Origin of the sequence: Sphingomonas turrisvirgatae, assembly GCF_001721295.1 — a bacterium.
GTDB classification, from domain to species: domain Bacteria; phylum Pseudomonadota; class Alphaproteobacteria; order Sphingomonadales; family Sphingomonadaceae; genus Sphingomonas; species Sphingomonas turrisvirgatae.
The window spans coordinates 43,801-56,637 of record NZ_MDDS01000035.1 but is presented as its reverse complement, the minus strand read 5'-3'; the positions used below and the strand labels follow the sequence as shown (position 1 = coordinate 56,637).

Here is a 12,837-nt window from a genome sequence, read left to right as displayed (position 1 = left end):
GGAATAAAGATGAAGATTGCCATTTTCGACGAGGGCCGGCTCGGCGTGGTGCAGGACGGCCTGGTCCATGACGTCAGCGCGGCGCTTGCGACGCTGCCGGTGCCGGGTCAGCCATGGATGGCGACGAAGGGCGATCCGCTGATCGCCGCTCTCGAGGTGTTGCGCCCGGCGATCGAGGCGGCGCTTCCCTCGGCCGTGACCAAGCCGGTGGCGCAGGCGCGCTTCCGCTCGCCGGTGCAGCGGCCGAGCAAGATCGTCGGCGTGCCGGTCAATTATCACGCGCACGTCGCCGAGGCCGAGGGCGATGTCGCGACCTTTTCGGACCGGTTTCGCGGCTCGATCGAGCAGCAGGGTTTCTTCCTCAAGGCAGTGAGCGCGCTGGTCGGGCCGGGGGAGGGGATCACGCTGCGCTTCCCCGACCGCCGCAACGATCACGAGATGGAACTGGGCGTGGTCATCGGCCGCACGATCAGCAACATCGGCGTGGACGAAGCGCTCGGCGCGATCGCCGGCTATGCCATCGCGCTCGACATGGTGGTGCGCGGGCCTGAGGATCGCAGCCTGCGCAAATCGGGCGACAGCTATGCCGTGCTCGGCCCGTGGCTAGTCACGGCCGACGAGATCGCCGATCCCGAGAGGCTCGACTTTTCACTGCACGTCAATGGCGAGCTGCGCCAGGCGTCGAACACGCGCCATATGATCATGAAGCTGGCCGAGCAGATCGCCTATGCCTCGCGCTTCTACACGCTCTACCCCGGCGACATCATCATGACCGGGACGTGCGAGGGCGTCGGCCCGGTCGTGCCCGGCGACGTCATCACCTGTACCATCCAGGACATCGCCGACATGACCGTCGCCATCCACCCGCATTATACCGGCAGTGAGGAAACCAAGTGAGCAAGCTGCAGCTGTCCGTCGCGGTCGGCAATTACGATCGCTGCCGCCCGCTGTTCGACGGCGACGTCCAGATCGACGGCGTCGATCCCGTCTTCATGCGGCTGTCGCCCGAGGAGATTTTCTTCCGCGCATTTCGCCAGGCCGAGTTCGACATTTGCGAGCTGTCGCTGTCGTCATCGACCGTAAAGGCCGCGAACGGCACGCTGCCCTATGTCGGCGTGCCGGTGTTCCTGTCGCGTATGTTCCGCCACTCGGCCTTCTATGTGCGAAAGGACCGCATCAAACGGCCGCAGGACCTTAAGGGGAAGAAGGTCGGCCTTCCCGAATATCAGCTGACCGCGATGGTGTGGATCCGCGCGTTCCTGGAGCAGGATTACGGTGTCTCGCCCGAGGATATCACCTGGGTGCGCGGCGGCATTTCCGACGCGGGCCGGCCCGAGAAGATCAAGCTCGACCTGCCTGAGGGCATCCGCCTGATCGACGCGCCGGAGGGCAAGACCATCTCGGCGCTGCTCGCGGAAGGGGAGATCGACGGCTATATCGCGCCGCGCGCGCCGGACGTCGCGCCGGCCGATGCCGGCGAGATCGGCTGGCTGTTCGACGATCCGATGGCCGAGGCGAAAGCCTATTACGAGCGGCGCCGGATCTTTCCGATCATGCACATTCTGGGCGTTCGCCGCAGTATTGCAGAAGCGCACCCCTGGCTGCCGGGCGCGGTGTACAAGGCGTTTTCGCAGGCCAAGGACGTCTGCCTTGAGCATCTGCTCGAAACCTCGGCGTGCAAGATCACCATGCCGTTCGTCGACGAGCGGCTACAGGCCGACATGGCGCTGATGGGCCGCGATTTCTGGACCTATGGCATCGAAGGCAACCGCCATGTGCTCGACGATTTCTTCGCCCAGCACCATCGCCAGGGGCTCTCTTCGCGCCGCATCACGCCGGAGGATCTGTTCCATCCGGCGACGTTCGAGCAATTCACGATCTGAAGCGTCCGCCCGCCTCGCGCGGGCCTGCGCGATGCGGGTTCAGCGCGTGTGCAGGTCGAATTCGGCCGCGATCGCGGCGTGGTCCGCGCCAAGCTCGGGCGGCGGCGCCAGCGTGTCGAGCCGCGCGCCATCCAGCGTGATCGGGCTCTTGATGCCGACCACCTGGCCCATCGTCGGATGCTCGCTGGTCGCAAAGGTGCCGAGATGCGCGACCTGGGGGTCGGCGGCGACTTCATCGACCGACAGCACCGGCGCCGCCGGCACTTCCTGCGCCGCCAGCGCCGCCATCCACGCCTCGCGCGGCCGCGTCGCGAAGATCTCGCCCAGCAGGGCGCGCAGCGCGTCGTAATTGCGGGTCCGCACGACCGGCGTGGCAAAGCGTTCGTCGCTCGCCAGTTCGGGCCGCTCGATGACCTTGAGCAGCCCTTCCCAGAACTTCTTCACCGACGACATGTGGACCGTCAGCAGCCGCCCGTCGCCACAGGTCAGCGCATAGGCCTGGGAAATGCGTACGCGCGTGTCGGGGCCGGAGACGATTCCCGCGCGGCTGTGCTGGGCGAAGGCGTCGGGGATGAACGAGATCGCGGCCTCCAGCATGTTGACCTCGACATGCCCGCCCTCGCCGGTCGCGTCGCGCCGCAGCAGCGCGCCCAGCACGCCCTGCACCGCATACATGCCGGTGACATTGTCGGCGATCGTCGGCCCGGCCATGCGCGGGTCGGCCGGATCCAGCAGCAGCGAGGACAGGCCGGATAGCGCCAGCGGCACGCTGTCATAGGCCGGGCGGCCCTTGTACGGGCCATCCGCGCCGAAGCCCGTGATTGACGCGTGGACAAGGCGTGGGTTGATCGCGCGCAGCCGCGCATGGTCGAGCCCCATGCGCTGCATCACGCCGGGGCGGAAATTCTCGATCACCACATCGGCGCGTTCGAGCAGGCGGATGAGGTCGGCAAGGCCATCTTCCGAGCGCAGGTCGAGCTGGATGCTCTGCTTGCCGCGATTATAAGCGACGAACGGTGGGCTGTAGCGGCCGCCGCCATGGCCGCGAAAGGGATCGCCGGTCTCGGGCTGCTCGACCTTGATGACGCGTGCGCCCATGTCGCCGAGCATCATGCCGGCGAGCGGCGCGGTGACCATCGTGCCGAGCTCGATGACCAGCATGTCGTTGAGCACCGCGTGCATCACAGCCCCGCGCGCTGAAGGATCGAACGCGCCATCGTGGTCTTGAGCACTTCGGTCGGACCTTCGGTGATGCGGAAACTGCGCAGGTCGCGCCAATAGCGTTCGAGCGGCGTCTCGCGCGTCAGGCCCATGCCGCCGTGCAGCTGAAGGCAATCGTCGACCACCTTGTAGCCGCTTTCGACGCCATTGATCTTGGCCATGAAGGTCTCGACCCGCGCCTCGATCCCGCGATCCACCTTGGCCGCCGCGTCGTGCACCATGAGCCGCGCGGCGTGCAGCGCCATATAGCCGTCAGCCAGCATCCACTGAACGCCCTGTCGATCCGACAGCAGCGCGCCGAACGTCTTGCGCTGCTTGACATAGGCGGCGGTCATTTCGAGACACCGTGCCATCGCCCCGCAGCTGTGCGCGCCGTGGCGAATGCGGCCGTAGTTGATGTATTTCTGCGCAAGCGTGAAGCCTAGGCCCTCGCCGCCGACGAGATGCTCGGCCGGGACTTCGACATTGTCGAGGAAGATCTCGTACGGCGTGTCGCCCATCATCGTCATCTCGGCCGGGCCGATGGACACGCCCGGCGTGTCCATGTCGACGATGAAGCAGGAAATGCCGCCCCTCGCGCCCTTTTCAGGATCGGTCACCGCGAACACCTGAGCGAAATCGGCGTCGGCGGCCTTGGTGATGTAGCGCTTGGCGCCGTCGATCTTCCAACCGCCAGCGGTGCGCACGGCGCGGGTGCGCATCGCCGAGGGGTCGGAACCGGCATCGGCCTCGGTCTGGGCAAAGCAGGCCTTCAGCTCGCCGCGCACGACCGGCATCAGATATTTCTCGCGCATTTCGCCTTGGAGCGCGAGCAGGATCGGGCCGATCGTCGGGCCGAAGATCGACTGGTCACGCGCCGACACCGCAGTCGTTCGAGCGATCTCTTCCCAGAAGATGGCGAGCGCGAGCAGGTTGAGGTCGGCGCCGCCAAGCTCCTCGGGCATGTCCATCAGCCAGAAGCCGGCCGCCTTCGCCTTGACCGCCGCGGCGGCCTGAACGTCGGGCGGCAGCTTTCCGTCGATCGTCACATGGCGTTCGAGCGGCATCAGTTCGCGCTCGACGAAACGCCGGATATTGTCGCGGAACTGGATCAGTTCCTCGGGCAGGGCATGGTCGGGCGCGGTGTCGAACATGGTCAGGTCTCACTCTGGGGCGGCGCGAAGGACGATGCGCACGCGATCATTCGATGTCGGCGATCTGGTCATAGGACAGGGTAAGCGTCTCGCCGTTTGCGATCAGGCGGATCTCGCCGGCCGGCTCGGCATCCGCATCACCGGTTGCGCCCCACCGATGCAGCGCCACCGGCTGTCCGGTCACGCTGCGCCCGTCGGTCAAGCGAATGCGCAGCGCATCGAGCGAGCCCCAGAGCAGGCGCTCGAACAATCGCGTGTCGATCGTGGCGAAGTCGGCGGGTCGCATCGGGCGGTCGGCAGCGATCAGCCGGCGATCTCGTTGACCTGCTTGGGCATGTGCGCGTCGGCGGAAAGTCGCTTCCAGCGCTTGCCCGGCACACCCTTTTCGATCGCGTCCATCTCGCGCCAGTAGAGCCGGCGGAGCAAGGCGATGCCCATGTCCGAGCGGCCGAGCACTTCCTTGGTGCGATCGACGATCGTGCCTTGGCCGACCGCTGCGACATAGTCCTGCGCCGAGGTCAGCTGCACCAGTCTGTCGTCGGGCAGGTTGCCGTTGACGAACAGGTCATCGTGGTGATCGGCCGGATTATATTCGGAATATGTATCGAAATAGTCGCGGATGCGTGCGTCCGCCTCGGGCGTGGAGGCGGGGATCGAGTAGATCAGGAACCGCATCGTGTTCTCGTCATCGACCGGCGTCATCCACACGCCGACATCGACCCAGGGATCGTCGAGTTCGAGCGTCGGGTGCGAGATGTGGTTGTTGTTGGGGAAGGTCCAGTCGGACACACGGGTCGAACCGGCCGAGCGCACCGCGGTCTGGCGGATGCCGGCGTCGGTCTCCTCATAGGAGAGTTCGGGCACCGTCGCCGCGACCACCGCGCCGAACGACCCGACCATGCCCCAATGATGCACGAAGCTGACATGCACGGCGTCCATCGAATTCTCGACCTGCTGGAGCCAGTTGCACGGCCAGGTTTCGAGCCGGGCGAATTGGAGCGCGCCGGGACGTTCGAACACCGACTTGCGCGGCAGTTCGAATTCGGGCGCCTCGCCCTCACCCATATAGGCGAAGATCAGCCCGGCATATTCGTGCACCGGGTAGCTGACGATCTTGACCCCGGCATTGCCCGCGGTGCGCTCGGCCGGCCGTTCGGTGCACGCACCGGCGCCGTTGAACTTCCAGCCATGGTACATGCAACGGATCTCATCGCCCTGCACCCAGCCATTGGCGAGCATCGTGCGACGGTGCGGGCAGAGGCCACCGACCAGGAACGGCTTGCCGCTGTCGCCGCGATAGAGGGTAAGGTCCTCACCCATCACGCGGAGGGGCCGGGCCTTGCCGGGCACCACCGAGTCGGCGAGCGCGACGGGTTGCCAGAAGCTGCGCAGCAGCTTGCCCATGGCCGTGTCCGAGCCGGTCAGGTGCAGCTTGCGCAGGCGCTCCATCATGGCGCCTTCGGCGACACGCTCGGTCATCACTGATTCTCCTGTCGATCGGCGGCGGAGCCGGACGCGCTCGCGGCGTGGCCGGGAATCAGCCGTTCCTGAGCCTCGCCGAAGCGCGTGACGCGGGCGTTTGCCGCATAGTCCTTGATGTTGACGCCGCTATGCGCGCCCGGCGTCCAGGTGGGGTATTTGTGGCGCAGGCCGGCATCGACCGGAATGTCGATCCCGGTGATCACGGAAGCTTCGTCCGAAGCGAGGAATACGGTTGCCCAGGCGAGGTCCGACGCACGCGGGAAGCGCTGAAGCGGCAGCATCTTCAGATAGTCGTCGCGCGAATAGAAGGCGGCATGCGTGGGCGCCTGCCAATTGGGGTCGAGCACCTCGTCCTTCATCAGCGTCCACAGCTGATGCTCCATGGCGCACGGCGTCACCGTGTTCACGCGAATGCCAAAGGCGGCGAGGTCCATCGCCGCCGAGCGAGCGAAGCTGAGCAGCGCCGCCTTGGACGAGGTATAGGCAGCACCGTCCGCCTCGCCGAAATGCGCGGCGGTGGACAGAAGGTGGATGATCGATCCGCCATGGCCGGCATCGATCATCGCCCGCGCGACCGCCTTGGTGGTGAGCAGACCGGCCGTCGGGAAGCTGAGCACCGCATCGCGCCAGTCGTCCAGATCCATGTCGAGCAGGTGCGACCAATGTACCCGTCCGGCCATGTTCACGGCAATGTCGACGCGGCCATAGACCGCGACGGTCTGCGCCACGATGCGTTCGACATCCGCGGCGGCGGTGGCGTCACCCTGCAGCGCGTGCGCCTGGAACCCCCGGTCGCGGATGAATGCGACGGTCTCGTCGGCGGCAGCCTGGCTGACGTCGCTGACCGCAACGCTTGCCCCTTCGCGCGCCAAGAAATGGGCGATGGTACCGCCGATGTTCGGCCCAGCGCCGAACACGATTGCCACCTTGCCTTGCAACCTGCCCATGGTCTTCCTCTGTCTCGAAAAACGGCGCCTGGTCCGTGGCCTCCAGCTTTGGGCAACGTCGCCCATTTTGCGAAGGCGCCGCGGCGCGCGCGCCCGTAGAGTGGACATCGAGAAAAGGGGCGGGGCGGCGGGGTTGCCCGCCGCCCGCGCGTCAATCGGCGACCGGCTGCGCCGCCGGCCCGCGCGATCCCGCTGCGCCCGGCGGCGTGGTGAGATCGAGGGTTTTGCGGAAGCTTTCCGGCGCTCGCAGGATGGCGAGGGCGGAAATGACGCACAGCGTGATGTAGAATACGCCGACCGCCGTCGGATCGGTGCCGTTGCCGCGCATCAACAGCCAGGTGGCGAGCAGTGGCGTGAAGCCGGCCGCGAGCGTCGAGCCGAGCTGGAAGGTCACCGCCATGCCGCTGTAGCGGATGTCAGCGGCGAACTTCTCGCCCAGCCAGGCGCTGAGCGGCCCGCCCATCATGGCGTGGACGACCGGATTGGCGAGCACCAGCGCGAGGAACAGCGCCCAGCCATCGCCCGAGCGCACCAGCCAGAAGATCGGGAAGATCAGCACCATGCCCGCGATCGCACCGAACAGCATCACCGGACGGCGCCCGACTCGATCCGAGAGGATGGCGAAGGCGGGGATGGCGAAGATGTGGATGATGTTGACGATCGTCAGCGTGCCGAGCGCCTGCGATCGGTCATGGCTGCCGACGCTGATCGCATAGTTGATGAGGAAGGTCGCGGCGAGCGTCGTCATGGCGAGGCAGGCGAGCGAGCCCAGCACGCCGTTGACCAGCGCCCGTGGATAGGCGCGGAAGATCACGAACAGCGGGATCGGGCGGGGCGCGGCGGCATCGCGCGCCTGCGCCTGCTGCATCGCGACGAAGTCGGGCGTCTCCTCGACCGAGCGGCGCAGATAGACGGCGAGCGCGACGAGTAGCGCGCTGAGCAGGAACGGCACGCGCCAGCCCCAGCTGAGGAATGCCGATTCGTCCATCGCGGCGAAGGGCATCAGCACCACCGTCGCCATCACCGCGCCAGTGGGCGCGCCCGAACCGACGATCGAGGCCGCAAACCCGCGCGACTTCTTCCCGGCATGCTCCATCGACAGCAGCGTCGCGCCGGCCCATTCACCTCCGACGGCGAAGCCTTGAACCAGCCGGAGCAGGATCAGCGCGATCGGCGCGGCGATGCCAACTTGCGCATGCGAGGGGAGCGCGCCCATCAGGAAGCTGGCGGCGCCCATCAGATAGAGCGTCATCATCAGCATCTTCTTGCGGCCGATGCGATCGCCATAATGACCAAAGAAGATCGCCCCCAGCGGTCGCGCGACATAGCCGACCGCCAGGGTCGCGAAGGACGCGAGAACCGCAACCTTGGGATCGAGCGCGAAGAACACCTTGGGAAACACCAGGGCGGCGGCGATGCCGTAGAGCAGGAAGTCGTAATATTCGATCGCTGAACCGAGGTAGCTCGACCAAAGCGCGCGGCGGCGCATTCTGGACGCAGTCTGGTCATCCGCCATTTCAGCCATGTCCTCTCGCTAATCATGTGTCGCACCCGGCCAGGGCCGGTGCAATGCATCAGTGCAGATATTTGTTGAATGTATATTCTGGAACCTGCTATCTGCCTACAGCAGCCAGCGGGTGGTGTCATCCCGCTTGTGGGCGGGTCGTCGGTGACGATGCGCTGGGTGTGGAGGGCGACGCGAGAAGCGCCCTGGAAAAAACTGTCGAGCTGTCCGCGAGGCGGACAGGTGAAGCCGGAACGGTCGGCCTCGAGCCGGCCCGGGAGGAGTGGATAAGGTGCTGACTCAGGAAGCCACGAGCAAGCGGATCAAGACCAAAAACTGGGACATCCACTATAATGAGGCCGGCAGCGGCCATCCGGTGGTGCTGGTGCATGGCGGCGGGCCGGGCGCATCGGGCTGGAGCAACTACAACCCGAACATTCCCTATCTCTCGCAGCATTACCGCGTGTTGGCGGTGGACCTGCCCGGCTGGGGCAAGTCGCAGCCAGTCGCTTATGAAAACCGCGACAATTCCGGCGCGCTTGCTGAGCTGCTGGAGGCGCTGGGTATCGAGCAGGCTGCAGTGGTCGGCAATTCGATGGGTGGCGCATCGGTCATCCGACTGGCGTATGAACGGCCCGAGCTGGTGTCGCATCTCATCACCATGGGATCGCCGTCGGGCGTGCCCGGCATCTTCGAAGCGGGCGGCCTGACCGAAGGCGTCAAGGTGCTGGAACGCGCCTATTTCGAGCCGAGCATCGAGACGATCCGCGCGCTGACCAGCGTCATGACATTCGATTCGTCGAACGTGACCGACGAGCTGATCGCTGAGCGACTCGCCAATACGCTGGCGCAGCGCGCGCATGTCGACAACTGGATCGGCGGCCATGGCAAGGGCCCGATGGTGCGGCTCAACCAGGAAATGATCCCGACGATCAAGGCGCCGGCGCTACTGATGCACGGCCGCGACGATCGCGTGACGCATTTCACCCATGCGCTTCGACTGACCCAGATGATCCGGGATTCGCGCGCGCTGATCGTCAACCGCTGCGGCCACTGGCTGCAACTCGAACATGCCGCCGAGTTCAACACCATGGTCGACCGTTTCATCAAGGATAACCCCCCGAACTGATCCGCACCGACGCGGGCGAAGCCGGCAGGGAAGACGCAAGGAGAGGCACATGGCGATTGACGGACGTTTGCTGACGGTCATCAAATCGATCAACGACCTTGGGATCTGCACCGTGGTCGACCTGCATCGCGTAACCGGGATTTCCCGCCCGGCGATCCATCGTATGGTCGATAGCCTGTGCAGCTTCGGCTATACCGAGCGGGTGAGCGGCAAGAGCGCGATCCGGCTGACGTCGCAGATCCTGTCGCTCAGTGCGGGCTACAAGCCCGAGAGCCGGCTGGCGGAAAAGGCCGCGCCGGTGCTTGCCGAATTGCAAAAGCGGCTGCGCTGGCCGCTCACCTTCGCCACGCCCGAGGACGATGTGATGGTCGTTCAGGAAACGACTCGCGACAGCAACCCGTTCGTGTTCGACAGCGGCCGCACCGGCCTGCACCTGCCGATGACTACGACGGCGATGGGCTGCGCCTACCTCTCGGCCTGCACGACCGAGGATCGTGAGGCGGTTTTGGAGCGGCATCGCCGGCGCAGCGGACCCGACGACGTGCGCGGCGACGGCGTCGCGGCGGCGCGCTATCGTATCGCGCAGGCTGCGGAAAAGGGCTATGCCCTGCGCAGCGGCGGCGAGCCGGAGCGCACCAGCACGATCGCGGTACCGGTGGTCGTCTATTCGACCGCGGTCGGCGCCTTGTGCACCACCTTCCCGACCTCGGCCGTGGTGCTCGGTGATGCGCTGAACAATTACGTCCCGCTGCTCCAGGAAAGCGCGCGGGCGATCGCGGCATCGTTCGAGAATTGATCGGCACGACGTCATTGTCCGGAAGGTGGACGCGGCGGCAACTGCCCGTGTCGCGATTACCGGCCGTCGGCTAGCCTTGGGGATCACTCACCGGGAGCGAAACATGACGGCAGGCGGATCGCGCTGGCACTATATCGTCCTGTTTGCCAGGCTCTATTACGGCATCCATTTCCTGGTGTCGGGGCTGAACTATGCCGTGATGGGCGTGGTTCCCGATTTCAGCAAGGCGGGCGCCGTTGGCGACTATATGGCCGCGCTGTCCGAGGTCGGCATGTATCAGGGCGTCAAATATCTCGAGATCGTACTCGGCGCGATGCTGGTGCTGAACCGCTTCGTGCCGCTGGCGCTGATCTTCATGGCTGCGATCAGCGCCGTGATCATCTATCTCAACCTGCTGATATCGCCGCATCCCCGCCAGCTGTTCACCGGCATACAGGAACTGATCCTGATCGGCTTCCTGCTATTGGCCTATGGTGGCCATTATGCGGGCTTCTGCAAGCGCCGTTCCGCCCCGCTTTGGTTCTGGGACGGGCTGCGATCGAACGACGCGGGGGCGCACCGGCCATGAAGCGTCACGTCGTGATATTGTTAGGCGTCGTAGCGGTCACGCTGATCGCCGTGGTGCTGGCCTCGACCACCTTTTTCGAGCGGCCGCTGCGCCTCTATGACTACGGGACGCCCCTGCTCGCCGGGGTGCTGACCTTCCTCAAGCTGTGGTTCGACGCCCGTGCCGCCGCGCATCGGGGCGGCGCGCCCGGAGAAGGTTGATGACCCAAGGCGTGCATGACACTCGCCCGGCGGTTGCGCGACGCCTATTCGAGCGGGGCCATTTCGCCGCTGCGCAATTGGCTCGAACCGACCGATGCCGACGGTGCATATGCCGCGCAGACGATCAATATGCGTTTCTGAGAGGCGGAAGGGCGCCGGATCGTCGGGCGCAAGGCCGGCTGACGGCGAGCCGGTTGCCTTTCATCGCCGAGACGCCAAGCGAACGAAAAACCGCCTTGATGACCGGTAGCTCGATGGTTCGATCTAGAACCAGGGTACGGGCAACCGGCTCCATCGGACTCCATCGCCTCGGAGCACTCGCTCCAGCCAGGCGAATGTTCCGGCATGGAGGAGTGTGATCCAGGCACCTGGCGGGGCACTTCGAGCGCACGCTCAGTTGAGGTTCTGAGCGAGCAGATCCTGGCGCAGCAGGGCGGTTGGGCTACAGTCCTGCTGCACGCAGAAATGGCCGACCGCTAAATCGGTTCACGTGCCAATCTGCGGCTCTTCCGCGCAACGGTTGTTCCCTGCTTGCGGGTGCCCGCTTCCCTGATCACGAGCAGTTCGTACCCAGATAGCGCGGCTCAATTCCCTGTTATCAACTTAGGGAAAATCGTGACCCAACCGACGCAAATCTGCCATTTGCTGGGCACTGCGCATGCTCGACTAGCTCCAGAAAAAGATGATTTCCCTGTAGATACCCTGTTCTTGCAGGGAATTCATCAGAGACCAATTCGCTACCGACTGCGTCGCGCACCATATTTTCAACGAACCGCCCCGCTTCGCCGGCCCGCCCATCTACACGCCCGATCGCAGTTCGCTGATCGTCTTGCCGGTCCAGCGGCGAACCGCGCGGCGCAGGTTCGCACTGTCGCTGAACCCCACTTTCCATGCGACATCATCCACGCTCATCCGGGTGCTCTGGAGATATTCGATCGCCAGTCTGCGGCGGACATCGTCGACGATCTCGCCATAGCTGGTGTCCTCCGCCGCCAGTCGCCGCCGCAGCGTGCGCTCCTGCAGGCCGAGCTGCGCCGCGACCGCCGTCATGGAGGGAAATTCGCTCGGCGCCTTCATCAGCAACTGATACACCTCGCCTGACAGGCCCGAGGACACACGGGCTTGGCCGATCAGTCGATCGCAGGTCTCCTCCAGCATCGTGCGCGTTAGCCGGTTGCCGAGCTCGGGCGTCTGGTCGAGGATGCCGATCGGGTAGTGAAGCTCGTTCGCGCCCTCGTCATAGAAACACGGGCATGACAGCGCCTCGGCATCGTTCGCCGCCTGCGCATCCTCGGGCAGGGTGAACAGCGCCCGCACCGGCAGATTGTCGGCCCCGGTCGTATCGCGGATATGCGTGAAGGTCATCTTCATCTGCTGCCGCACCAGGAAGGTGCGCACCTCGCTGCTCATCACGTCGCGATAGATTTCCCGGAACCGCCAAATCGCCACGTCGCCCTCCGTGCGCCATTCGAGGCGGACGGTGGGGGTGGCGAGGGGTTGGTAGCGGACGGCGAAGTCGAAAAAGTCGCGCATCGTGGGCGAGCACATCAACGCATAGCCGTACATTCCATAAGCCGACAGGTGCAGGCGCGATCCGATCGCGAAGGCGTCCTGGAACTGCGCACCGGCCGCGATGATGTTCTCGCACGCGATCAGATACTGGCCGATCGACGTCAGCGTATGCGGATCGCGCACGGCCGCTGGCGTCAGGCCGGTGCGTTCGAGCACGGTTTCCGCGGTGATGCCCCGGCCCGCCACCGCGTCGATCACCGTCGCGATCTTGAATGGGGCGAAGCTGCGCTGATTGAGCGAGGGGAAGCCTGCCCGTCCGTTCAGGCCGGTCGCGCCGCCATTCTTGTCGATGCTCGTCGCCATCAGTCCCCGTCCCGATCGCTGTGTCCGCCAAGGACATAGCGATGTCCCCAAATGCACTTATCAGCCCATGTGGCAGAGCATAAGCAGGGCATCAAGTCG

The 12,837-nt window shown here is 65.4% G+C and carries 14 protein-coding genes; 7 read left to right on the top strand and 7 right to left on the bottom strand.

The window, feature by feature from the left end; genetic code table 11:
- The first annotated feature begins 9 nt into the window (after positions 1-9).
- Positions 10-897 (top strand): fumarylacetoacetate hydrolase family protein, encoded by an 888-nt coding sequence (locus BFL28_RS13015; protein ID WP_069320978.1) that lies wholly within the window; start codon positions 10-12, stop codon positions 895-897.
- Entirely contained in the window at positions 894-1,883 is a 990-nt protein-coding gene (locus BFL28_RS13010) for an ABC transporter substrate-binding protein (RefSeq protein WP_069320977.1), read from the top strand. The genes BFL28_RS13015 and BFL28_RS13010 overlap by 4 nt, the downstream gene beginning before the upstream one ends.
- 39 nt (positions 1,884-1,922) lie before the next feature.
- On the opposite strand, the gene BFL28_RS13005 is transcribed toward BFL28_RS13010, so the two are convergent.
- The 6 genes from BFL28_RS13005 to BFL28_RS12980 all read right to left on the bottom strand — a co-directional run bounded on the left by BFL28_RS13005 (position 1,923) and on the right by BFL28_RS12980 (position 8,191).
- The gene (locus tag BFL28_RS13005) at positions 1,923-3,065 is read right to left on the bottom strand and encodes a CaiB/BaiF CoA transferase family protein (protein ID WP_069320976.1); all 1,143 of its coding nucleotides are present in this window, start codon (positions 3,063-3,065) and stop codon (positions 1,923-1,925) included.
- Positions 3,065-4,237: an acyl-CoA dehydrogenase family protein gene (locus BFL28_RS13000; protein ID WP_069320975.1), complete on the bottom strand. Its 1,173-nt coding sequence runs from the start codon at positions 4,235-4,237 to the stop codon at positions 3,065-3,067. The genes BFL28_RS13005 and BFL28_RS13000 overlap by 1 nt, the downstream gene beginning before the upstream one ends.
- A 46-nt stretch (positions 4,238-4,283) precedes the next feature.
- Positions 4,284-4,523, bottom strand: coding sequence for a hypothetical protein (locus tag BFL28_RS12995; RefSeq protein WP_069320974.1), 240 nt, complete (start codon positions 4,521-4,523; stop codon positions 4,284-4,286).
- A gap of 17 nt (positions 4,524-4,540) precedes the next feature.
- Entirely contained in the window at positions 4,541-5,716 is a 1,176-nt protein-coding gene (locus BFL28_RS12990; protein WP_206599116.1) for a Rieske 2Fe-2S domain-containing protein, read from the bottom strand.
- The gene (locus tag BFL28_RS12985) at positions 5,716-6,666 is read right to left on the bottom strand and encodes an SDR family NAD(P)-dependent oxidoreductase (protein ID WP_069320973.1); all 951 of its coding nucleotides are present in this window, start codon (positions 6,664-6,666) and stop codon (positions 5,716-5,718) included. Before BFL28_RS12985 ends, BFL28_RS12990 begins: the two co-directional genes overlap by 1 nt.
- Before the next feature lie 151 nt (positions 6,667-6,817).
- On the bottom strand, positions 6,818-8,191 hold the full coding sequence (locus BFL28_RS12980; protein ID WP_069320972.1) for an MFS transporter: 1,374 nt from the start codon (positions 8,189-8,191) through the stop codon (positions 6,818-6,820).
- Between the two features lie 271 nt (positions 8,192-8,462).
- On the opposite strand from BFL28_RS12980, the gene BFL28_RS12975 reads away from it, so the two are divergent.
- The 5 genes from BFL28_RS12975 to BFL28_RS21520 all read left to right on the top strand — a co-directional run bounded on the left by BFL28_RS12975 (position 8,463) and on the right by BFL28_RS21520 (position 11,004).
- Entirely contained in the window at positions 8,463-9,299 is an 837-nt protein-coding gene (locus tag BFL28_RS12975) for an alpha/beta fold hydrolase (protein WP_206599115.1), read from the top strand.
- Positions 9,300-9,348: 49 nt separating this feature from the next.
- On the top strand, positions 9,349-10,095 hold the full coding sequence (locus BFL28_RS12970) for an IclR family transcriptional regulator domain-containing protein (protein WP_158011654.1): 747 nt from the start codon (positions 9,349-9,351) through the stop codon (positions 10,093-10,095).
- A 103-nt stretch (positions 10,096-10,198) separates the two neighbouring features.
- Entirely contained in the window at positions 10,199-10,663 is a 465-nt protein-coding gene (locus BFL28_RS12965; protein ID WP_069320969.1) for a DoxX family membrane protein, read from the top strand.
- Positions 10,660-10,863, top strand: coding sequence for a hypothetical protein (locus BFL28_RS12960; protein ID WP_069320968.1), 204 nt, complete (start codon positions 10,660-10,662; stop codon positions 10,861-10,863). The genes BFL28_RS12965 and BFL28_RS12960 overlap by 4 nt, the downstream gene beginning before the upstream one ends.
- 15 nt (positions 10,864-10,878) lie before the next feature.
- The gene (locus BFL28_RS21520; protein ID WP_338152254.1) at positions 10,879-11,004 is read left to right on the top strand and encodes a hypothetical protein; all 126 of its coding nucleotides are present in this window, start codon (positions 10,879-10,881) and stop codon (positions 11,002-11,004) included.
- A gap of 657 nt (positions 11,005-11,661) precedes the next feature.
- Here the strand turns inward: BFL28_RS21520 and BFL28_RS12955 are convergent.
- Positions 11,662-12,738, bottom strand: a complete 1,077-nt coding sequence (locus BFL28_RS12955) for an AraC family transcriptional regulator (protein WP_069320967.1) — start codon at positions 12,736-12,738, stop codon at positions 11,662-11,664.
- Positions 12,739-12,837: the final 99 nt, after the last annotated feature.